This is a genomic window from Tessaracoccus bendigoensis DSM 12906, assembly GCF_900141915.1.
In the GTDB taxonomy this organism is placed as follows: domain Bacteria; phylum Actinomycetota; class Actinomycetes; order Propionibacteriales; family Propionibacteriaceae; genus Arachnia; species Arachnia bendigoensis.
Genome location: NZ_FQZG01000007.1, coordinates 74682 through 95078, shown reverse-complemented (window position 1 = coordinate 95078; position 20397 = coordinate 74682). Strand labels below are relative to the sequence as shown.

General features: G+C 66.2%; 20 protein-coding genes, 2 tRNA genes and 2 pseudogenes. 15 read left to right on the top strand and 9 right to left on the bottom strand.

The genetic code is table 11. From position 1 onward, the window contains the following. Positions 1-112: 112 nt before the first annotated feature. The gene (locus BUC15_RS02660; RefSeq protein ID WP_073186006.1) at positions 113-451 is read right to left on the bottom strand and encodes a cupin domain-containing protein; all 339 of its coding nucleotides are present in this window, start codon (positions 449-451) and stop codon (positions 113-115) included. Positions 452-631: 180 nt separating this feature from the next. On the opposite strand from BUC15_RS02660, the gene BUC15_RS02655 reads away from it, so the two are divergent. The 6 genes and pseudogenes from BUC15_RS02655 to BUC15_RS02630 form a co-directional block, all read left to right on the top strand. Then, a tRNA-Arg gene (locus BUC15_RS02655) sits at positions 632-707 on the top strand. Positions 708-1083: 376 nt separating this feature from the next. Beyond that, complete coding sequence (locus BUC15_RS02650; RefSeq protein ID WP_073186005.1) at positions 1084-1365, top strand: DUF2249 domain-containing protein; 282 nt, start codon at positions 1084-1086, stop codon at positions 1363-1365. A 55-nt stretch (positions 1366-1420) separates the two neighbouring features. Then, on the top strand, positions 1421-2506 hold the full coding sequence (locus BUC15_RS02645; protein WP_073186004.1) for a hypothetical protein: 1086 nt from the start codon (positions 1421-1423) through the stop codon (positions 2504-2506). Beyond that, positions 2503-5094 carry a multicopper oxidase domain-containing protein gene (locus BUC15_RS02640; RefSeq protein WP_245787862.1) on the top strand — a complete coding sequence of 864 codons (2592 nt, stop codon included), beginning with the start codon at positions 2503-2505 and terminating at the stop codon, positions 5092-5094. The genes BUC15_RS02645 and BUC15_RS02640 overlap by 4 nt, the downstream gene beginning before the upstream one ends. A gap of 92 nt (positions 5095-5186) precedes the next feature. Next, positions 5187-5567: a rhodanese-like domain-containing protein gene (locus tag BUC15_RS02635; protein ID WP_073186003.1), complete on the top strand. Its 381-nt coding sequence runs from the start codon at positions 5187-5189 to the stop codon at positions 5565-5567. A 68-nt stretch (positions 5568-5635) separates the two neighbouring features. Next, a pseudogene (locus BUC15_RS02630) lies at positions 5636-5905 on the top strand (type II toxin-antitoxin system PemK/MazF family toxin); the annotation flags it as partial. 32 nt (positions 5906-5937) lie between these two features. Here the strand turns inward: BUC15_RS02630 and BUC15_RS02625 are convergent. Beyond that, complete coding sequence (locus BUC15_RS02625) at positions 5938-6792, bottom strand: FAD:protein FMN transferase (RefSeq protein ID WP_073186002.1); 855 nt, start codon at positions 6790-6792, stop codon at positions 5938-5940. 200 nt (positions 6793-6992) lie between these two features. Between BUC15_RS02625 and BUC15_RS02620 the strand changes: the two genes are divergently transcribed. Next, positions 6993-8372: a UTP--glucose-1-phosphate uridylyltransferase gene (locus BUC15_RS02620; RefSeq protein ID WP_073186001.1), complete on the top strand. Its 1380-nt coding sequence runs from the start codon at positions 6993-6995 to the stop codon at positions 8370-8372. Next, positions 8362-8709, top strand: a complete 348-nt coding sequence (locus BUC15_RS02615; RefSeq protein ID WP_073186000.1) for a hypothetical protein — start codon at positions 8362-8364, stop codon at positions 8707-8709. The genes BUC15_RS02620 and BUC15_RS02615 overlap by 11 nt, the downstream gene beginning before the upstream one ends. A gap of 650 nt (positions 8710-9359) precedes the next feature. Here BUC15_RS02615 and mscL read toward each other — a convergent pair. From mscL to BUC15_RS02595, 4 genes are all read right to left on the bottom strand, one after another. After that, positions 9360-9725 carry a large conductance mechanosensitive channel protein MscL gene (mscL, locus tag BUC15_RS02610; protein WP_073185999.1) on the bottom strand — a complete coding sequence of 122 codons (366 nt, stop codon included), beginning with the start codon at positions 9723-9725 and terminating at the stop codon, positions 9360-9362. A 137-nt stretch (positions 9726-9862) separates the two neighbouring features. After that, positions 9863-10483, bottom strand: a complete 621-nt coding sequence (locus tag BUC15_RS02605) for an SAF domain-containing protein (protein ID WP_073185998.1) — start codon at positions 10481-10483, stop codon at positions 9863-9865. Positions 10484-10553: 70 nt separating this feature from the next. After that, positions 10554-10811, bottom strand: a complete 258-nt coding sequence (locus BUC15_RS02600; RefSeq protein WP_073185997.1) for an FmdB family zinc ribbon protein — start codon at positions 10809-10811, stop codon at positions 10554-10556. A 29-nt stretch (positions 10812-10840) separates the two neighbouring features. Beyond that, the gene (locus BUC15_RS02595) at positions 10841-11431 is read right to left on the bottom strand and encodes a 5-formyltetrahydrofolate cyclo-ligase (protein WP_073185996.1); all 591 of its coding nucleotides are present in this window, start codon (positions 11429-11431) and stop codon (positions 10841-10843) included. A gap of 18 nt (positions 11432-11449) precedes the next feature. Between BUC15_RS02595 and BUC15_RS02590 the strand changes: the two genes are divergently transcribed. The 4 genes from BUC15_RS02590 to BUC15_RS20650 all read left to right on the top strand — a co-directional run bounded on the left by BUC15_RS02590 (position 11450) and on the right by BUC15_RS20650 (position 14397). Continuing rightward, positions 11450-12754 carry a molybdopterin molybdotransferase MoeA gene (locus BUC15_RS02590; RefSeq protein WP_084189301.1) on the top strand — a complete coding sequence of 435 codons (1305 nt, stop codon included), beginning with the start codon at positions 11450-11452 and terminating at the stop codon, positions 12752-12754. 81 nt (positions 12755-12835) lie between these two features. Then, positions 12836-13600 carry a hypothetical protein gene (locus tag BUC15_RS02585; protein ID WP_073185995.1) on the top strand — a complete coding sequence of 255 codons (765 nt, stop codon included), beginning with the start codon at positions 12836-12838 and terminating at the stop codon, positions 13598-13600. Positions 13601-13660: 60 nt separating this feature from the next. Then, positions 13661-13733, top strand: a tRNA-Ala gene (locus BUC15_RS02580). A 43-nt stretch (positions 13734-13776) separates the two neighbouring features. Continuing rightward, positions 13777-14397, top strand: a complete 621-nt coding sequence (locus BUC15_RS20650; protein ID WP_245787861.1) for a hypothetical protein — start codon at positions 13777-13779, stop codon at positions 14395-14397. Here the strand turns inward: BUC15_RS20650 and BUC15_RS21175 are convergent. Then, positions 14326-15360 (bottom strand): annotated as a pseudogene (locus tag BUC15_RS21175) (recombinase family protein); the annotation flags it as partial. The gene BUC15_RS20650 and the pseudogene BUC15_RS21175 sit on opposite strands and share 72 nt — an antisense overlap. Positions 15361-15828: 468 nt before the next feature. Next, positions 15829-16383 carry a TetR/AcrR family transcriptional regulator gene (locus BUC15_RS02570; protein WP_217652085.1) on the bottom strand — a complete coding sequence of 185 codons (555 nt, stop codon included), beginning with the start codon at positions 16381-16383 and terminating at the stop codon, positions 15829-15831. A gap of 546 nt (positions 16384-16929) precedes the next feature. Here BUC15_RS02570 and BUC15_RS02560 point away from each other — a divergent pair. The 3 genes from BUC15_RS02560 to BUC15_RS02550 are packed head-to-tail and all read left to right on the top strand — an operon-like array spanning position 16930 to position 18255. After that, on the top strand, positions 16930-17256 hold the full coding sequence (locus BUC15_RS02560; protein ID WP_073185992.1) for a PadR family transcriptional regulator: 327 nt from the start codon (positions 16930-16932) through the stop codon (positions 17254-17256). Further along, positions 17253-17888, top strand: a complete 636-nt coding sequence (locus tag BUC15_RS02555) for a DUF2812 domain-containing protein (protein ID WP_073185991.1) — start codon at positions 17253-17255, stop codon at positions 17886-17888. The genes BUC15_RS02560 and BUC15_RS02555 overlap by 4 nt, the downstream gene beginning before the upstream one ends. A gap of 10 nt (positions 17889-17898) precedes the next feature. After that, positions 17899-18255, top strand: coding sequence for a DUF3021 family protein (locus BUC15_RS02550; RefSeq protein ID WP_139280063.1), 357 nt, complete (start codon positions 17899-17901; stop codon positions 18253-18255). A gap of 99 nt (positions 18256-18354) precedes the next feature. Here BUC15_RS02550 and BUC15_RS02545 read toward each other — a convergent pair whose 3' ends face one another. Further along, on the bottom strand, positions 18355-20298 hold the full coding sequence (locus BUC15_RS02545; protein ID WP_084189299.1) for a recombinase family protein: 1944 nt from the start codon (positions 20296-20298) through the stop codon (positions 18355-18357). Positions 20299-20397 lie beyond the last annotated feature (99 nt).

Here is a 20397-nt window from a genome sequence, read left to right as displayed (position 1 = left end):
CAGGATCCGCTGTTCATTGGCGGCTTCGTCGTGTTGTCTGCTGACGATGCCGTCGAGGGTTTGATGAGTTGCAGATCCTGCTCAAGTTTCTGACCAGAGTGCTCCGCCCAACTCAAGCGTCGACGTCGACCATGACCAACTGCATGTGGCACTTGGACGTGGCCCGCAGGGCATGCCTTGCGTCCGGGGCCATGTAGAGGACGTCGCCCGGGACGAGTTGATGCGTCGCCCCTTCGAGGTCGAAGTCCATCGTGCCGGTCAGCAGCGTGACGACGACCGCACGGGGGCTGGCGTGCTCGGTGAGGAGTTGGCCCTCGTCGAAGGCGAAGTCGACCACCCGCAGAAGTGGGTTGTTGACCAACACCCTGGAGGTGGTCGCGTCCCTCGTGACGGGAAGGTCGTCCAGCACGGACAGCTGTGTGACGGATTGGGCGAGTTCGGTGGCGGCCATGAGGCTCCGATCGTCAGGATTGTGACTAAGAGATTGTACTTATTCTAGCCTGAGGCTCCGCGGTCAGGGACGTGAGGCAAGGGGGCGGCCGCGCTTGCGGGCAGTCGAATGCGTGCATGGGCGAGATTCGGTGGCCTCGGATTATGTCCCCGGCGCTGTGGGGCTATCCTTGGTCGGGTTGGCCCCGTAGCTCAGGGGATAGAGCAGAGGTTTCCTAAACCTTGTGTCGGAAGTTCGAATCTTCCCGGGGTCGCCATCGACCAGCCTCCGGCGACGCGTAGCTGGGCCTCCAGCCCGCTCCGGTGTCCCCGTGGTCGTCTCCGCTACCCCTGGGTGTCGACTCCACGGCCTCCCGCCGTCGCCGGGGCGTGCTCGACGTCGGCTGTGGGCTCCCTGCCAGCGCGTTGTCGCCGCCGTGGGCTCGTTACCAGCGTTTCTGCGGCGTCACCAGCGCTATGGTGCGTCACCTGCCGTATACCGCTGGTGACGCGACATATCGCTGGTATCGGGGAAGTACCGCTGGTGTCGGGAGATATCGCTGGTGTCGGGGACGTGTCGCTGGTGTCGCGCACCGGCGACCACCAAACCGACCCCCGATAAAAACCCAAACTATTGGTAGTAATATCTGATCCGTGACCGAACTTAACCTCACCCCCAAGTCCTCCTGCGGCTGCGGCGCCACGCATGACGCCCTCCCGGAACTCGACGCCCGGGAGATCCCGCACGCTGTCCGGCATGCCGCCATCCACGGCGTCGTCGACTCGCTGCTGCCCGGCGCCGCCTTCGTGCTGGTCGCCCCTCACGACCCCGTCCCGCTCCTGAACCAGATCGCCGACCGGCACGGCGACGACATCACCGTCGAGTATGTCGTCCGCGGCCCGGAGGCCTGGAAGCTGAAGCTGGCCCGCGTCTGACCCACCAGATCTCCGTCGCGTCGATTTCCCCCGGCGGCGCGGCGGGCCCACCGCCATGAACAAGACCCCGCCGACCACCTTCGGAGACCGTACCCGCGGGTTACGCGTCGCGCTCGTCGTGCTGGCGGGTGTCTCACTGCTGACCGGACTGAACGCCGGCCTGCTCCGGCTCGGCGTCTGGGCGCCCGTCGCATCAGACCGCATTGCCGACCTGCATGGCCCCGTGATGGTCCTCGGGTTCATGGGCACCCTGATCTCGCTCGAACGGGCCCAAGCGCTGCGCAACCCGCTGGCCTACCTCGCGCCCGGCCTCCTCGGGCTAGGGGCGTTGAGCCTTCTGGCCGGCGCCCCCGTCGCGCTCGGCAAACTGCTCCTCTTCGACGGGGCCCTCGCCTTCGTCGTCCTCACCCTCGCGCTGTGGCGGCGCGCCCCGCTCAGCCTGGTCGCCGCCCAGGCCCTCGCCGCCACGTTCGCCGCTCTCGGCGCCGGGCTCTGGCTCGTGGCCGAGATCCCGACGGTGCTGCCCATGCTCGCGGCGTTCCTGGTCGTCACGATCGCATCGGAACGAGCCGAGTTGGCGCAACTGACCATGGGGCCGCGCGCCGTCCCGACCCTCCTCGTGCTCGCCTCGCTGCTTGGCGTTTCCGCCGCGCTCAGCCTGGTGCTGCCGACCGTCGGGGATAGGGCCTTCGGGTTCGGCTGCCTCCTGACGGCGGTGTGGCTGTTGCGCGACGACATTGGACGACGCATGATCCGCACCGACGGGCTCCGCCGCTTCAACGCCGCGGCGCTGCTGGCAGGCAACGTCTGGTTGGCGCTGTCCGGCGTCGTGTGGCTCGTCTCCGGGCAGCCCACATCACCAGGGGTTTACGACGCCGTCGTCCACGGTGTCTTCCTCGGGTTCGGCATGATGATGATCATGGCGCACGCCCCGATCATCTTCCCCGCGGTGCTCGGACGCCCGTTGCCGTACCGCCCCACCATGTGGCTACCCCTTATCATCCTCAACATCGGCATGCTGCTGCGAATCGTCGGAGGCCTTGCCGTGATCACCCCGCTCTATCAGGTTGGAGGCTCGGTCACTGTGGTTGCCGTGCTGTTGTTCGCCGTCACCGTCGTCGCATCGGTGGTGAAGGGGTGAGGCGCAAGCGGTCGTTCCGCGACTACCTGCTGCTGGTCTGGCTCCTCGCCGCGGTCATCGTCGCCCTGACGCACCGCTGGATCCCTGAGGCGACCTGGCTGATGGTGCACCTGGTGGCGCTCGGTGCCATCACCCACGCGGTGATGGTTTGGAGTGCCCACTTCACCGCGGCCCTCCTCAAGACCAGGGACGACGACGTCACCCGCCGCCGGGCCGACCTCAGGCTGATCCTGCTGGCCATCGGGTCACTGCTCGTGTTCATCGGGGTGCCGACCGTCATCTGGCCGATGGTCGTCGTCGGCGCGACCCTCGTGTCGACGGCGGTCCTCTGGCACGGCGCGGTGCTCTTGCGCGACCTGAAGCGGGCGTTGCCCGGCCGGTTCCGGATCAGCATCCGCTACTACGTGGCCGCCGCGTGCTGCGTCCCCGTCGGTGCCGGGTTCGGGGCGACGCTGGCCTTCGGCCTGGATGACCGCTGGCACGCCAACCTGCTTGTGGCGCACTCCATGACGATGTTGCTCGGCTGGGTCGGGCTGACCGTCGTCGGGACGCTGGTGACCTTCTGGCCGACCGTGCTGCGCACCAGGATGGACGACCGCGCCGAGGCCCTCGCTCGCCAGGCCATGCCGATCCTGCTCGCCGCGCTCGCCGTCGTCGTCGGCGGCTCGCTCGCCGGGATCCGACTGGTCTCGGCGATCGGGATTCTCGCCTACGGTGTTGGGTTGGTCTGGTTCGGGCGCAGCCTGATCGCCCCTCTCCGAAAGCAACCACCGCGGGAGTTCGCGGCCGCGTCGATCCTTGCCGGTGCGCTCTGGGCCTGCGTGGCCCTCATCCTGACCGCCGTACACGTGGCCTTCTCCGACGACATCGAACTGGCCACCGACTACCCGATGCTCGCCAGCGTGTGGGTCGTCGGATTCCTGGTCCAACTCGTCACCGGAGCGCTGTCCTACCTGCTCCCCTCGGTGCTCGGGGGAGGCCCGAGGGTGGTGCGGGCAGGCGGGGTCTGGTTCGACAAGGCTGCCGCCTTGCGGCTCACCGTGATAAACGGCGGCCTCCTGCTCTGGTTGCTGCCGCTGCCCAGCTGGGCGAAGGTAACCGTCTCGACGTTGGTGCTGGTCGCCCTCGCCTCCTTCCTCCCGATCATGGTTGCCGGGTTGCGCGCCTCGATCCGTGAGAAGCGCCGAGCGATGGCGGGGGAGCCCGCCGCCGCACCGACCGAACGTAGGAAGGCGTTGACGGGTAGCGGACTGCTCGCCGGGGTCGCGGCGCTGGCCGTAGCGCTTTCGGTCGGGTTCGGCATCGATCCCGGTGCCGCCGGGCTGCCAACCGCGAGTGTCGCCGTCACCGACGTCACGCCCACCGGGCAGACGGTGCGGGTGGAGGTCACTGCCCACGACATGGCCTTCGAGCCGAACCGGGTCGAGGTGAACCCGGGCGACCGGATCGTCATCGAGTTGACCAACGAGGACCCGACAAATGTGCACGACCTGATGATCGGGGACGTACGCAGCCCGCGCCTCGCCGTCGGGGAGACCGCCGAGCTCGACCTCGGTGTCGTCGGGGCGTCCCTGAACGGTTGGTGCACCGTGGTGGGGCACCGACAGATGGGCATGGTCTTCGATGTCGTCGTCGCCGGCCAGCCGCAGGCCACGACGGAGCCGGGCGCGACCCATCAGGGGCACGCCGCGCCAACCGTCAACCCGGAGGCGAAGCTAGCCGACATCGTCGACCCGGTCGCCCCGCCCCTGACCGATGAAACCCTCCACCGCTACGAGTTCAAGGTCACCGAGGTGCCATTGGAGGTCGCCCCGGGGGTCTGGCAGCGGCGCTGGACCTTCAACGGCGGGCCGGTCGGGCCGACGCTCCGCGGCCGCGTCGGAGACGTGTTCGAGATCACGCTGATCAACGACGGCACGATGGGCCACTCGATCGACTTCCACGCCGGGGCCGTCGCTCCCGACGAACCGATGCGCACCATCGCGCCCGGCGAGACGCTCATCTACCGCTTCACCGCGGAACGGGCAGGGGTGTGGATGTACCACTGCTCGACGATGCCGATGAGCGCCCACATCGCGGCCGGGATGCACGGCGCCGTGATCATCGAACCCGAAGCCGGATTGCCGAAGGTCGACCGGGAGTACGTGCTGGTCCAGTCCGAGATCTACACGACGGCAGCGGCCACAGCCGAGGACGCCGACGACGTTCAGGCTGATCGCATCGGCATCGACGCACCCGATTTCGTCGCGTTCAACGGGGTCGCCAACCAGTACGACCAGCAGATGTTCGAGGCCTCGGTGGGGGAGAAGGTGCGCTTCTTCGTGCTCGACGCGGGCCCCGACCGGGCGTCAAGCTTCCACATCGTCGGCGGCCAGTTCGACACGCTCTACCGCGAGGGTGGCTATCACCTCTTGGACGGGGTGGACGCGTTCGGAAACGAGGGGGGCGGCGCGCAGGCGCTCGCGTTACAGCCGGCCGAGGGCGGTTTCGTGGAGTTGACCTTCACTGAGCCCGGCCACTACCCGGTGGTCAGCCACATCATGAGCGACGCAGAGCGGGGGGCCCACGGGATCGTGCACGTTCGCTGAATCGGTCTGGGGATTCTGGTCGGGCTGTGCTGGTCAAATACCCATGGGGGTATACTGACGGCGTTGTCGTCCCACTGAACCGGAGAGAGTCCATGTCGCGAGCCACCGTCCTGCAACCCCTGCTCTGGGCCAGGGCCCTTGTCGTCGTCGCGCTCCTGGCGCTGGTCGGATGCGCCGATGCGCCTCAGGCTGACCTGGTCGACGATGCCGTCATGATCGACGTGCGGACGCCGTCCGAGTATGCGCAGGGGCACCTCGAGGGGGCCGTGAACGTGGACGTGTCCGATCAGGGTTTCGTGGCCGAGGTCTCGGAACTGCCAAAGGATGGCCAGTATGTGCTGTATTGCCGCTCAGGCAACCGTTCGGGCCAGGCCGCGGCCGCGATGGAGGAACTCGGGTTCATTGATGTGATCGATGCAGGCTCGGTCGCCGATGCTTCCAAGCTGACCGGCCTGGAGGTCGTCACCGGCTGAGGGGTTAGGCCGCGGGCGGCCACTGGTGGCGGGTCAACCAGGATAATGCGTGCTGTGCGCAGTGGGGCCATGAACAAGCGGGGCAGCGATTCGCGGTGGTCCTGCAGCCAGATGATCTGCCACTGTCCACATGGGTGATCGCGCCGACTTCCACCGGCCGGCGCGAGGCGTCCTTCCGCCCGGAGATCGAGATCGATGGAGTTCCTACCCGCATCCTGGTGCAGCAGGTCACGGTCATCGATCCCCAGATTCGGTTGGGGGCGTTCGCTGGACGACTGTCCGCGTCCGAGATGGCTGCGGTGGATGAGGCGCTCCGCCTGGTGTTGTCTCTCGACTGACGGGGAGCCCCGCCTTCGCCGGTGCGAGGGTGTCAGGCTGCCGTCAAGGCGACCGGGTGAGGCCAACCTTGGGTGAACCGCGTAGTGCCCGTGCGTCGCTCGAGACGCGCCGTCACGCCCCGGTTGCTGAGCCACGCGGGGGCCATCTCGCCAAGCAGTACGGACGCGGACGCCCAGGCGTTCGCCTCTAGCGCGGTGTTGGCTGCCACCGTCACCTGGGTCCAGATCTTGGAGGCCGGGTCGCCGGTGCGCGGGTCGATGAGGACCTTACCGCGGGCCGCTTCGTCTGATCGGCCGAGCGCCGCATGGGTGGTGGATACCAGTTGCAGGGTGCGGCCGGAGCCGTTGACGACCGGGATCTGCCAGCCGCCTTCCGGGCAGACGCCCGCGACGGCGATGTCGCCGTCGATGCTGACCAGGAACCCAGAGCCGCCGAACCTGTCCGCAAGGGCGAGGGCCAGCAGGTCGGCGGCGTGCGCGGATGCGGTGGCGCTCAGGTCGAGCACACAGCCCCGCGGAAGCGAGACGGTCGTCTCGCCGATCTCGATGCGCTCCCAACCATGCCCAGGTAGCGTGCTTCCACCGGAGGAGGAGCGATGTGCCGTCGGGTCGACCAGGCCCTCCGTCAGGTCGGCGGACCAAAGGGCCGCACTGAGGTAGTCGATAAGCACCGGGCTCGCGGGCACGGTGATGTCGGCGAACCGGGCCATGCGCGTCAGGCGGGAGACCTCCGAGTCGTGGAGGTCGAGCGAGGCGACAGCGGCAAGCGCGGTGAGCTCTTCGATGACGATGTCGACGGCGGGCAGCAGATCCTGCGGCATGGTCGTGATGAGCAGGCAGTCGAGGCCGTCAACGTTGAATGTCGCTTCATGCGGGTAGCGAGTCATCTTGAATTCCTTCCGGTGCCAGACCGCCGGGATGAATCCGGCATGTGTTCAATGAACCCGCCGAATCTGTGCGCAACCTGTGAACGTGGTCAGTGTCCTTTGTGAGTGTGCGTGACCTGTGCGCACAAGCGTGAGCGGCCGCGCGTCGGGTCCGGTTGGCGGATAGGATCGGTTGCGTCCATGAATGAAGGGAATCCGTCGTGTCCGTAGCCGGTCTTGAAGCAGCCCGCCAGAAGATGCTGGATGCGGGGGTGTCCGCGCCCGCGATCGAAGTGTTCTCACGGTTCTACGAACTGCTCGAATCTGGGGCCACCGGGGTCATCCGGGAGGACACGATCGACCCGCTGCTCGACCCGCCGATGCTGGCCGACGTCGACATCACCGACGCGCAGGCGCGTGAGGCGATCGGCAAGACCGTCATCATCAAACTCAACGGTGGCCTCGGCACCTCCATGGGGCTTGACAAGGCGAAGACGCTGCTCAAGGTCCGAGACGGAGCGAATTTCCTCGACCTGATCGCGCGCCAGGTGCTGGCCGCCCGAGAGCGTTACGACGCCCGTCTGCCCCTCCTGCTGATGAACTCCTTCCGCACCGAGCAGGACACCCTCGAACACCTAGCCAAGTACCCCGAGCTGCAGGTCGAGGGGCTGCCGCTGAGCTTCATGCAGAACCAGGAGCCGAAGCTGCGGGCCGACGACCTCACCCCCGTCGAGTGGCCTGCCGACCCGACGCTGGAGTGGTGCCCGCCGGGGCACGGCGATCTCTACCCGGCGCTCGAAGGATCGGGTGTACTCGACCAACTCATAGAGCACGGCTTCCGCTACGCCTGCGTCTCAAACGGCGACAACCTCGGTGCCTGCCCCAATGCCACCATCGCCGGCTGGTTCGCGCAGTCCGGTGCGCCCTACGCAGCCGAACTCTGCCGTCGCACCGTCAACGACAAGAAGGGGGGCCACCTCGCCATCCGTAAGGCCGACGGGCAGCTGATCCTTCGCGACACCGCACAGACCGCACCGGAGGAGATGGACTACTTCACCGACGAGTTCCGGCACCCGTTCTTCCACACCAACAACCTGTGGTTCGACCTCGTCGCGCTGCGCAAGGCCTTGACGGAGCGCAATTCGGTGCTCGGTCTACCGCTCATCCGCAACGAGAAGACGGTCGACCCGGGCGACTCATCGTCGACGCCGGTGATCCAGGTCGAGTCGGCGATGGGTGCCGCGATCGAGGTGTTCGAAGGAGCCACCGCGATCTGTGTCGGCCGGGACCGGTTCCTGCCGGTCAAGACGACGAACGAACTCCTGCTGCTCCGCTCTGACGTCTACTCGCTGACGGCTGAGGGCAAGCTGATCGCCACGACGGACTCGACGCCGGAAATCTCCCTCGACTCGAAGTACTTCAAGCTGGTCGACGATTTCAACCATCGCATCCCGACCGCCCTGTCGCTGCGCAAGGCGACGTCGTTCAAGGTGAAGGGCGACTGGACGTTTGAACCTGGGGTCGTAGTGCGCGGCGCAGTCGAACTGGCCGACGAAGGGGTCCCGACCACCGTTCCGGCGGGCACCAGGCTTGGCGACTGAGGCCGAGGTCGCCTCGGCGCTCGCCCTGGCGCTGACGGGTGCCAGGCTGGCCCCCGTCGGTGTCGCGTCGCTGGTCGATGACCTGGCCGTCGCTGGATTCGATGCTGACAGATTGCTTGCGCTTCGGGCTGAGGCCCAGATCGCGCAGGCTCCTTGGCCATTTCCCGTGCCGCTAGATGAGCGTCGGGCGCTGGGGTTCGCCCGGTTCGACGCTGCGTTGGCCGACGCCAGGGAGACGCTGGGCTTGACCGGCCTGCGCCCAGTCTCTTCTGCGCATCGGCCGCTGAACCGCGATGAGCAGAGGTTGGAGGCCGACCGGCCGCCCCATTGGGGGTGAGGGGTCGCTCGGGTTGAGTTGTTGGGTCGCGCGGGTGAGGAATCGTCCCGAGCGAGAGCGTGCCGACTTGGTCGCGCCGGTTGAGGAGCCGTCCGTTGCGTGTTCGGGCCGGCCGGTGAGCGACATCGAGCGGCTTGGTCGTTGCCATTCTGCGCAATGTGCTTGGTGGTGACGCCGAATTGTGGGAGTGGTCGATAGTCGTCGTCTGACGGGTGGAAATCGGCCACTGGTCGTTAGTCGTCGTCTGACGGGTGGAAATCGGCCACTGGTCGATACTCGTCGTCTGACGGGTGAAAATCGGCCACTGGTCGATACTCGTCGTCTGACGGGTGGAAATCGGCCACTGGTCGATACTCGGGGGCCCGACCAACTGCTTGGGCGGCTCCAGAACCAAGTACGGCACCAGCCCGCACTAACCCGTTGACGAGCCCGCCCCGTCTCGACGTCGTTACCAGCGGAAATGCTCGCCACCAGCGAAACACCGCTGGTGTCCAGACATATCGCTGGTGTCGGGTGAAGATTGCTGGTGACGAGACCTATCGTTGGTGTCGCGCTTACCTGCTCGCTGTCGTCGTTACCAGCGAAAGTGCTCGATACCGGTGAAATACAGTTGGTGTCCGGACATATCGCTGGTGTCGGGTCAGCGCAGGTTAGGCGGCCTTGTTCTTCAGCAGATCGCGGATCTCTGCGAGCAGCGCCTCCGAAGTCGGGGCCGCCACTTCCTCGACCTTCTCCCTTTCGAAGAAGGCCTTCGCCTTGTTGTAGGGCAGTACGACGCCGAAGTAGACGACGGCCGCCAGGATCGCGAACGCGACCAGCGCGGTCAGGAACGGCCCGACGCTGATGCCGCCGGGATTCCAGGAGGAGAAGTCCGGGGTGCCACCCAGCTTGCCGAGGATGTCCATGAACATCGTGGTGAATGCGGTAACCACGGTGGCGAATGCTCCGCCGATGACGAACGCCACCGCCAGTTCGACCAGGTTGCCGCGGAGCAGAAACTCCTTGAAACCGTTCATCTTGACCTGAAACCTCTCGTTGACATTGGCCCACCCGGAGCGGGGGTGGCCCGGGGCTGCGGGATGCCGGACCGGGGCCATGGCGATCGGGAGAAGAACTTACAGGCCAGATGGGTCAAGGCCCAGCCAAGAAGAGGTCAGATACTGCCGAGCACGATGCTCAGGCCCCCCGCCTGCCCTAGGCTCGCCACGATCGCAGCATCGGCCGAGTCGACGTCGACCAGGATCGTGCCGGATGACCGAACGCTGGCCGAACCCAGTTGTGACGTGGGTGTCTCGCCTTCGGGTTGGGCGACCACCCGGGCGTCGCGGCTGACGACCTCGAGGCCTTCCGGCCCTTGTGCGACCAGCGAGATCCGGTCGCCGGGACTGAGGAGCTGTCGAAGCGCCTCATCGGGGACGGGGATCGGGACCACGGCTCGACCCGGCCCTGCAGGCTCGTCGGCTGCGACCAGGCCTGGTTGCAGGATCGTGCCGGGGCCGACCGGGGCGATCAGCTGACGCCCGACGGCGTCGTCCAAGTGGGTGATGGCCTCGGCAGGCATCGCCTCGTCCGGAACTTGTCGCAAGGCCAGATCGGATTCGGCGAGGATGTGGCCTGCGGCCAAGCCGGTCGACGTGACCACCGCCGGGGTGGCCGGGGTCGGGGTCTGTAGCGTCGTCGCCACGATGAGTACCGCGGCTGCGGCCAACAGGGCCCCTACGGCCCGACGGTGCCACGAGACGAAGGCTGCGATGGGGGTGAGTATTCGACGCATGCCCCATCTATCCGACGGTCAGGGCGCCGGATCACCCTTATCCACAGGGCAATTCCGGGGGGCAATTACCTCAGGCGGACTTGGCCTCCACCTTGGCCGGCTGCGGTGAGGACTTCTTCTCGGTCGCCGGGAGGCTGGAGGACGACGTCGACTTGCGGGAATCGGTGCGGTAGAAGCCCGAACCCTTGAACACCACACCGACCGCGCTGAACACCTTGCGCAGTTCGCCGGCACATTCGGGGCAGACAGTCAGGGCGGGGTCAGAGAACTTCTGAACGGCCTCGAGTTCGCTTCCGCAGTTGTGGCAACGGTACTGGTATGTGGGCATCGGGACCTTCGGACGGTGTGAATGGGGATTTACCAGTCCATGATAGTTCGCGTCGCCAGATTGACCCATTCGGTCTCAGTGACGACCGCGTCGACGGGGATGTCGTGTGGGAGTGTGGGCACCGTGTCGAGGACCTCGGCGGCCCTCGCCAGCGCCACCACCGGGGCCCCGGAGTGACGGTGGGGGAGAGCCCGGTCGTACCATCCGCCGCCGGTTCCGAGCCGCGAGCCGTCCCGTCCGATCGCCAGGCAGGGAACCAGGATCAGGTCTGCGGCGTCGAGCGCGTCCGGCCCCAGCCGAGCACCGGTGGGCTCTTCAATGCCGGCCCATGCGGGTTGCATGGCCGCCCAGGAGTCGAACAGGGCCCAGTCGACGCGTCGCCTGAGCACCGGCAGCAGAACCGCCCAGCCACTCGCGGCCAGGGCGTCGATCAGAGCGTGGGTTCCGGGCTCGCCGGGCCGCGACGAGTAGAGCGCAACCGTCCCCTTCCTGGCCGCCAACCGGTCGAGGATGTGGCTGTCGCGGGCGGCGTCGCTCTTTTCCCAATCGGAGGGGCTCATCCGTGCTCGGGCGGCGAGCGTCTCGACGCGCAACTCCTCCTTGAATCGGTCCCGGTGCATTGACCTATCGTATGGGGCATGGCTTGGTTCACCCGGAATAAGCAGGAGCCCGTCGTCGTGCCCGAACCCGTCGAGGCGGAGATCGAGGAGGTGCCGCGGCTTCCCGCGCCCCCCGCCCTCGACGCGGCCGGGATGCGCAGCGTCGCTGACCATACGCGCTACCTTCTGAGCCTTGTCGAGCCGTTGCGGCCCTTCGGCATGTCGCTCCTCGATGCCTGGAACCAGGTGTTGTGCGAAGACATCGACTCGATGATCAACGTTCCTCCCAGCAGCACCGCCAAGGTAGACGGATACGCGGTGCGGGCGCTCGATCTCCTCGACGGTGAGGATCAACTGGCCGAGCCGCTCCAGATCGTCGACGCGAGCGTCGAACGGCTGCCCGAAGGGAGCGCCGTCGTCGTCGCGTCCGGCGACGTCCTTCCCCGAGGTGCCAACGCGGTGCTGCCCTCGGCCTTCGGCACCGTCGACGACGGAAGGGTCCGCCTGGTCGAGAAGGTCTCGGTCGGGGAGCACGTCAGGGCGGCGGGCGATCATCTTCGCGTCGGGGCGCGCCTGCTCAGCGAAGGAGACAGGCTGGGCGACCGCTCCATCGGGCTACTCGCCGGGTCCGGCATCGACAAGGTCATGGTGCGCCCCCGGCCCCGTGTGGTCGTGATCAGCTCCGGGGAGCACCTCGTCGACCCCGGATCCCAGATCGGCCATGGCGAGGTCGCCGACTCCAACTCGTTCATGATCGCCGCAGCAGCCGAGGCCGTCGGAGCGACGGTGTTCCGCGTCGCAGTGCACACCAACGACCCCGCCAGCATCAGGCAGGTCATCACCGATCAACTCATCCGCGCCGACCTCGTCATCTCCACGACGGGTGGCCGCCGCGAGGATTACGAGGCGGTCGTCAGCGTCATGGCCGACCTCGGGCTGGTCGATGAAGCCAACGTCGCGATGTCGCCTGGGCGGATGCAGACGTTCGGGCTCATCGGTGATGACCAGGTGCCGATGCTGATGCTCCCCGGTAACCCGGTAAGCGCCTACGTCAGCTTCCATGCCTTCGCCCGCCCCCTCATCCTCAAGCTGATGGGCTCCGCGACCCAGCACCCCGCGGTGCGGGCGATCGCCACCCAGCCCGTGCGGTCGATGCTCGGCCAACTGCATCTCCTGCGCGGCACGGTCACCTCGGAGGGTTCGGTCCGTCACGTCGCGCCCGTGTCGATGCCACACGCACTCGGCGAGTTGGCTGCGGCAAACGCTCTCATCGTCGTCGATGAGTCGGTCGAGCAGGTTGGGCCGGGGGAGGCCGTGAAGGTCTGGCTGTTGGACGAGGAATAGGGCCAACGATTTTGACCCGATCCGGCGACGCGCCCGGCCTGTCGGAAGACGGATTACACCGTTGTTGTTTACGGTAGGCGCATGCTCGCCGGAATCCTCATCGCCGCTGTCGTCGTCGCCGGTCTCACCCTCGCAGTCCCGTGGGTGCAGTCGCAGCGCCCGGCCGACGTCGAACTCGAGGACGACCCTGCGCGACGGTTCTCCAACTCTGTGCAGATCCTGCGCCGGGAGGTCGAGGACTACTGTGACGAAGATGCCTCCATCGTCTCGACGCCGTCGACCCGTAGGGCGGAACGCTACGAGTTGAGGATGCTCGCGAGGCAGGCAGCGCGTCGGCGTCTGGCGGTGGTCTCGGCACTGTCGGTGGCCACGGTAACCCTTGTCGTGTCTGCCCTGATCGGCGTCGCCCCGTGGTGGGGCGTCGCGGTCCCGGCGGGGCTGCTGGTCGCGTTCCTGGGTGTCGCGCGGTTCTCGGTGGTCGCCATGAACCGCAACCTCGACGCCAGGGCTGCCGCGATCGAATCGAGCTTCGATGAGGATGAGGACACCGAGGTCATCGACCTGACAGAGGTCGAGAAGACCGAAGGCCTCGAGATTTCCGTCGACCTCTCCACGCCGACCGCCAGCGGGGGCTTGTGGGAACCGATCCCCGTGACGCCTGCCACCTACGTGTCACAGCCCCTGTTGCCTCGCACCGTCCGCACCATCGACCTTTCCGCCCCCGTGGTCGCGGCTGCGCCGGCCGTCCCGACGGCTGACAACCCGGCCGACGAGGTCGTGGAGGCCGAGGAGTCGATGTCTTTCGGGAACGTGGCCCAGTTCAGGCCCCAGGCGGTCGGGGAGTAGGCCCCCTGGGTTTGTGGCCGGTCGGGAGACGCTGCTAGACTCAGCGACGCTGAAAAGCATGGGGCTATGGCGCAGTTGGTAGCGCGTCTCGTTCGCAATGAGAAGGCCGGGGGTTCGAATCCCCCTAGCTCCACCCAAAGTGTCTTACGGGAACACGCGACATCGGTAGATGTTGAGTGTTCCCGTTTGGCTTCCCTGCCTCCACGCGCTTCGCTGATGATCGTATTGAACGGTTCCGCGAGGCGCGGGCGCAGCTGCTCGTCCTCGCTGATCTCCAGCCGCGTGTAGAACGCCTGGTTCGCGAGCCTCCGGTTGCCGTCGTCGGAGTGCGCGTAGGCGCGGTGCGCGTCGGTGAGGAGTCGCAGGGAGTCGTGGAGGAACGCCCGCGCCCCGGAGTGGTGCTCGTCGTGTTCGCTGAGGCGTTGCTCGATGTCGGCGAGCCCGGCTCGGATGCGGTCTTGGTGACGCTTCAGCGTCGACAGGTCGATGGCGTCAGCGAAGTGCGCCGCCAGCAGCTTGTCGCTCTCGGCTTCGAGGCGTGCTCGGTTGGCGGTGAGGTCGGCGAACTCCTGATTCCGACCGGCGCTCTGCTCATCGAACGCGGCATCGACTTCGGCGGCGAGGTGCTGGTAGTCATCCTCGCTAATCGTGATGGAAGCGTAGGAGTCTTCGACGAGCCGTTCGGCGACTTGGACGGGGACGGCGCGGCGGGTGCAGGTGGTCTTCTTCGCGGCGCGACCGGAGCAGATGAAGTAGGCGTAGGTGGTGCCGCGCGGGTTGGTGGCGAAGTCCAGTAGCATTCGTGACCCGCAGGAGCCGCAGTGCAGTAGACCTTTCAGGTGGTGCGCGTGCTGCACGTGCCTCGTCATCCGCGCGTTGCGCGCTTTCAGCAGCGATTGCACCTGATCGAACAGCGCGGGCTCGATCAGTGGCGCGTGCGCACCGGGATGCAGCGCGCCCTTGTAGCGGATCACGCCCGCGTAGTACGGGTTCGTCAGCAGCTTGTAGAGCGTGTTCTTCCCCAACGGCTTCGACGGCCGCTTCGGCGACGGCACCGTCGTCAACCCTCGTGCGGTGAGATCACGCAACAGGCCGGGGACCGAGGTCTCACCCTTGGCGTAGGTCTCGAACGCCCACCGAATCAACGGTGCACGCTCGGGATCAACCTCGACGGTGCGAATCTCCCGGCCCTGCTCGTCGGTACGCCGCACGTTGAGGTAGCCGACCGGGGCGCGCATCGGCGTACCGCCCTGAGCAAGCTTCTGGGTGAGCCCCTTCGTGACCTCGGTAGCGAGGTTGCGGCTGTAGAACTCCGCGATAGACGACATGATCCCGTGCACCAGCATCCCCGACGGCGTTTGATCGATCGACTCCGTCGCCGACACGAGCGTCACCCCCGCTGCGAGGAGGGCTTCGTGAATCTTCACGTCGTCGGAACGGTTGCGGGCGAGCCGGTCGAGCTTGTGCACGATACAGAAGGTCACCCTGGATGCGGCGATGAACGCCAGCATCTCCTTGAGCCCATCACGATCCGCCGACCGCGCGGATTCTCCTGCGTCCACGAACTCGCGCACGACCCGTGCGCCCAGCTCGTCGGCCTTCCGCGCGTTCGCCTCACGCTGCGCCGGGATCGAAAAGCCTTCCTCCGTGCCGCCACGTTCGGCCTGCTCCCGCGTCGAGACGCGCAGGTAGGACACCGCGAGCAGCACCGGAGCGCCCGCCTCAACGGTGGCGTCAGTAGGGACGGTGGTGGTGCTCATGGCGGGTTCCTTCGCTGGGAGAGGGGTCTTCAATCGCCTGGAGTAGTTCCCAGGGACGGTGGTGGAAAATGTCCACCACCGTGGTGCCGTGGGGTGCGGTCGCCTTCGGGGGCTGACGGTCCCGGAAACTTTCCGGAACCGTCCGGGCTACGCGATGATTCCGGTCCGATGCCGTCGGGCAGGCCCAGCCCGTAGGGGTCCGGCTCGCCGTTGACCCAGGCGCTGTGCCGTGCGTCGGCGATCCCGAGCACCCACGCGACGAGCCTTCTCGTGTCGGGCTCGTCACGCCGTGTCACGCGCAGCCGCAGGTTCCTCGCATCAGAGTTCATGCCAGGTAGGTGCGCAGCACTTCCCAAAACGCGACCACCCAGACGAATAACCGCCCGCCGCAAGACGCACTTCCGAGGGGACACGCCTCTTGCAAGTCGAGGACCGTACTACTCCGTATGGAATTGTCTTGAGGTCAGACTACGCTTCTTCTCGGTCTGGGAACAGGTGGAACGCGATCTTCGGCAACCTGACCAGCCCGCGCCCGAGCGCCGCCGTGAACAGCTCCTCGGCGATGTGCTCGAACTCGGGAGTGAGGAAGCTGGCGGCCGCGTCAGCCACCTCAGAGTCTTCGTGAGGGTCGTCGGCGCGGAGCATCACCACGATCGTCGCGCGGATGTCGTCGCACCAGTCCTGGGTCGCCTGCGCGATCGGTTTGATCGCCCCGGCCACCCCGTCAGCCATCAGCCGGACCAGAGCCTGACCCTCGCGACGGTCGAACAGACGATCCAGCGCGGCGACGATGTGCTCACGCACCGCCTCGACCTCTCCACCTTCAGGTGTCGGGGTGCCATAGAGGAACGCCAGGGTGCTCGCCCGCATGTGGCTGATCGCATCCAACGCCAGGCCCTCCTTCCCCTTGCCGGGGAAATGGTGGTACATGCTGCCCTGACCGACACCCGAGCGTTGCTGGATCATCACCGGGCTCGTCGCCTCGAACCCACGCTCCGACAGCAACTTGCATGTCGCAGCCACGAGCTTCTGCTTCGAGTCAAACGCCGGACGCCCCGGACCCCGCCGCTCCACCACCAGCCTGACCACACTCCTCACCGCCGAGCGGCGTCTCTGGTCGCACCGGCCAACTCCATACAGAGTAGTAGGGACCTTGATCTGCAAGACGCGTGACCTTCCAGATGGAGCGCTTGGACGGGGCAGGAACTCTGGCACGACAGCGCCGGCTTTCCTTGTCCACCGTTCTCCAAGGCTGGCGACCAGATGGGCTTCGCCGACACTCTCCAGAGCCCTTGGTCGGAAGCGCACCGACCCGAACCGAGACGGCCCGAGCCTGGGCTGATGACCGAATCACCGGTCGCGATCCGGTACGACCACCAGGGGAACTGGCATGTCGATCAGTCGGCGGGTGCGCAATGTCGAGTCGAGCCGATCCTGCACCGCATGCGGGACTTCTTCCACTCAGGTAGTTCCGTAGCGCTGCAGGACGCCAATTCCGGCGGAGCCGAACTCTATACAGTTGCGCGATACATCGAGTCGCTGTACAGTAGGACTGTATAAGGAGGTGTCATGAACCGTGACCCGCACTTGCCACTCACCGAGACCGTCTACTACGTCCTGCTCGCCCTGCTCCAACCCGCGCACGGATACCTCATCATGTCGCGCGTCGAGGAGATGAGCGGCGGGCAGGTGAGGCTCGCCCCCGGGACTCTCTACGGGGCGCTGGACAACCTCGGCAAGCAGAAGTTGATCATCCGGGTCCCGAGCGACGATCCGCGCCGGAAGGTCTACCAGATCACCGAACAGGGAGTCCAGATACTCGCCGAGGACACCCAGCGCATGGCCCACATGATCGGCCTGTTCGATGACATGAGCAACGAAGGAACAACCCCATGAGAAAACTCAAGTTCTTCCTGGACTTCGACAAAGAAGAGCGATGGTTGAATCGTCTGGCCGCGCAGGGCCACCTGCTCTCCAAGGCCGCATTCGCCACCTACACGTTCACCGAGATCGAACCCGGCACAGCGGTGGTTCGTGTCGACTATCGACCTTCGATGAGCGAAGCGGACTACGCCGACTACGTGACCCTGTTCGCCGACTCTGGCTGGCAGCACCTCTCCGGCTCTCGGAAGGCTGGTGCGCACTACAAGGGCGGTGCGCAGTACTTCGCCTCCTTCGACGCCGACCCTGACGCAGACATCTTCTCGGACGCCCACTCACGGGCCGGTCGCTACCGGCGATCCATCACGGCGTTGAGCACCCTCGGCTTCCTGCTGCTGCTCTTCTGCGTCGCCACTCAGGCCGCAGGAGCAAGCCTGCTCCCCCCACCGCACGACTGGTACCAAACCCCCGGACTGTGGGACAAACACGGCATGGACTTCGTTGGCTCGTTTCTCTTCGAGACAGTCTTCGTCGTACTCCCGCGCGTGGGCGCGGGGGCTATCCTCGTCATCTTCACCGTATTATGCCTGGGGGGTGCCGTCTACCAATGGGCCCTCTACCGCTCCCGAACCAGCCCTCGCCGATAGGCTGGTGAACGTGAAACGGGCTATGCGGTTTTTCATTTCGGGTGCGATTACTGGCATAGTCATGGTGGCGATCTCGTTCTTCATCGAAGATCCCACGCAAGCGAAAGGCACACTGTGCGCGGGGCTGATCGCGGGCATCACCATCGCGGCGATACCAATCTACGACATCAACTCATGGCCACTCGGTAAGCGCTCACTCGCACATTTTCTGGTGATGCTCGTCACCGTTCTTCCGCTAGTTCTCTGGAGCGGCTGGTTCACTGTGACAACAGCCGTTGGCGTATTCTCCCTAGTTGGCGTCGTTGGCTGGACTATCGGCTACCTCGTCAATCGGGCTCAGGAAAAGAAGCAGGCGCGCCTCGGCTGACTGAGCCGCCCTCGACGACGCTGCCCGTTCTCGCTGCCGCCACCGTAACGCGCTGGTCATGGCCGGCATCGACCTCGAACTCGAACACCATCATGCGAGCTAGCGGGTCTTGGCCCACACGGTTGCACGATGAACTCCGAACCGGCGCGCCAGCGCGTTCACGCTCACGCCCTGCCCGCGGGCTGTTCGCATAGCGTCCACTTCCGCCTCCGTGAGTGGTGTTCGGGTGCGTCTCCTCGGCTCTGCCGATGCCCCAATGAATGGGTCATCAGGCTTACCGACAGGCGCAGCGACGCCGCCAGACCCCTGATTCCACGCGGAAACAAGCCTCTCGACGCGTGGTCGCCTGTTCCCGTAGTGCCCCATTGCGTCCACATAACCGGTTACGTTCGAACCCTGCCCCGCTTCATCGTGGGGCAGGGTTCGAACGTTGTTGGGGCTGGTGTCGGTGGCCAGGATCGTGGCGATGGTCTGCACGGGCTCGGTGGTGACGTGCTCGGCGTCATCGATGGTGATCTTGGTGAACAGTGCCCGGTTGAGCATCCGGCGTTCGGCGGGTTCGGCTTTGGCGTAGAGGTCTCCCAGGTCGGTGAGGATGTCGAGGATCGCGTCGAGTCCGATCTTCGCGTTGGTGTAGAGGGTGCCGAGTGAGTCGAGCCGGCTGTTGATTGCGTGGAGGCTGGCGCGGATGCGGTCTTGCTCGGTCTTGAGCAGGTCGATGGGGATCGCGTCGGCGTAGTGGGCTTGGAGCAGCTTGACCTGTTCGGCTTCGAGCTTGGCCTTCTGCGCGCTCAGGGTGGCTCGTTCGTCGGCGGACGCGGCTGCGAGAGCGTCGAACACTCGCCCGAGCACGCTCTTGATTCGGGTGGCCTCGTCGGAGGTGACGCCTTGCTGCTGGTAGGCGTGGGTGATGTGGTCCTCGACGCGGTGGACGAGGATGGCGCTGCGCTGGCAGGTTTTGCGCTTGAGGCGTCGTCCGGTGCAGGTGAAGTAGTCGTAGGCGATGCCCTGGTGGTTGCGGGGCCGCTCGTACATGAGTCGCTTGCCGCAGCCACAGTAGATCGACCCTTTCAGGTAGTGGTCGTACTTCTGGGGCTTGTCACCGACGACGTTGTTCTGACGCAGGATCGTCTGGACCCGATCGAAGGTCTCTGGGGTGACCAGCGGCTCGTGGGTGCCGGGGTAGGTGACTTCGCGGTAGGTGACGATGCCCTGGTAGTAGGGGTTGGTCAGGATGGTGTGCAGCAGCTTGGTGGTGACGGGCTTTGCTGGGAACGACGGTGTGGGCCGGGTGTTCAGGCCCCGGGTCTCCAGCTCGCGGGCGAGCGTGGAAAGTGACCAGTTCCCGCTGGCGTAGGCGGTGAACGCGAATCGGATCAGTTCGGCCCGTTCCGGATCGAGTGCGATGTCGCGTATCTCGTGGCCTTTGGCGTCGATGGTGCGGACGTTGAGGTAGCCGATGGGCGCCTTGTTCGGGGTGCCGCCGAGGGATGCCTTCTGGACGAGACCCTTGGTGACCTCCTGGGCGAGGTTCAGGGAGTAGAACTCGGCGATGGAGGCCATGATGCCGTGCATGAGCATCCCGGAGGGTGTCTCATCGATGTTCTCGGTGACGGACACGAGCGTGACGCCGGCCTCGCGGAGGGTGGCGTGGATGATCGCGTCATCGAGACGGTTCCGGGCGAGCCGGTCGACCTTGTTGATGATGCAGTACCGCACCGGGTTGTTCGCGATGTAGTCCAGCATCTCTTGGAGGGCTTTGCGCCTGGCTGTCTTGGCGGACTCGCCGGGTTCGATGAACTCCGCCACGATGACAGCGCCGAGCTGGTCGGCCTTGCGGTCGGCGGCCTCGCGTTGGGCGGGGATCGACAGGCCTTCTTCGAGGCCGTTGCGGGTGGCCTGGTCCTTGGTGGAGACCCGGAGGTAGGAGATCGCGGGCTCTTTCCCGCCGAGCCCGACCGGGGTGGCGGTCTGCTTGGGCCCGCGGACCAGGGCGCGCAAGGCACCGAGGTCGAGGCTGGTGGGAAGGTCGGTGAGAGTCATGCTCGTGACTGCCTTTCGTGCTCTGGCTCACCCTGGTGAGGGGCGAGTGCGGGCACCACATGGCGGTCACGAGAACGAGTGTGGGTGGCCTTCCGAACC

Bases quoted from the DNA above. Each gene is read 5' to 3' on its own strand.
- BUC15_RS02590 (WP_084189301.1), top strand. From the start codon at position 11,450: ATGGCTTGGTTCACCCGGAATAAGCAGGAGCCCGTCGTCGTGCCCGAA.
- BUC15_RS02625 (WP_073186002.1), bottom strand. From the start codon at position 6,792: ATGACTCGCTACCCGCATGAAGCGACATTCAACGTTGACGGCCTCGAC.
- BUC15_RS02595 (WP_073185996.1), bottom strand. From the start codon at position 11,431: ATGCACCGGGACCGATTCAAGGAGGAGTTGCGCGTCGAGACGCTCGCC.
- BUC15_RS02555 (WP_073185991.1), top strand. From the start codon at position 17,253: ATGAGAAAACTCAAGTTCTTCCTGGACTTCGACAAAGAAGAGCGATGG.
- BUC15_RS02545 (WP_084189299.1), bottom strand. From the start codon at position 20,298: ATGACTCTCACCGACCTTCCCACCAGCCTCGACCTCGGTGCCTTGCGC.
- BUC15_RS02605 (WP_073185998.1), bottom strand. From the start codon at position 10,483: ATGCGTCGAATACTCACCCCCATCGCAGCCTTCGTCTCGTGGCACCGT.
- BUC15_RS02585 (WP_073185995.1), top strand. From the start codon at position 12,836: ATGCTCGCCGGAATCCTCATCGCCGCTGTCGTCGTCGCCGGTCTCACC.
- BUC15_RS02660 (WP_073186006.1), bottom strand. From the start codon at position 451: ATGGCCGCCACCGAACTCGCCCAATCCGTCACACAGCTGTCCGTGCTG.
- BUC15_RS02600 (WP_073185997.1), bottom strand. From the start codon at position 10,811: ATGCCCACATACCAGTACCGTTGCCACAACTGCGGAAGCGAACTCGAG.
- BUC15_RS02635 (WP_073186003.1), top strand. From the start codon at position 5,187: ATGTCGCGAGCCACCGTCCTGCAACCCCTGCTCTGGGCCAGGGCCCTT.
- BUC15_RS02645 (WP_073186004.1), top strand. From the start codon at position 1,421: ATGAACAAGACCCCGCCGACCACCTTCGGAGACCGTACCCGCGGGTTA.
- mscL (WP_073185999.1), bottom strand. From the start codon at position 9,725: ATGAACGGTTTCAAGGAGTTTCTGCTCCGCGGCAACCTGGTCGAACTG.
- BUC15_RS02560 (WP_073185992.1), top strand. From the start codon at position 16,930: ATGAACCGTGACCCGCACTTGCCACTCACCGAGACCGTCTACTACGTC.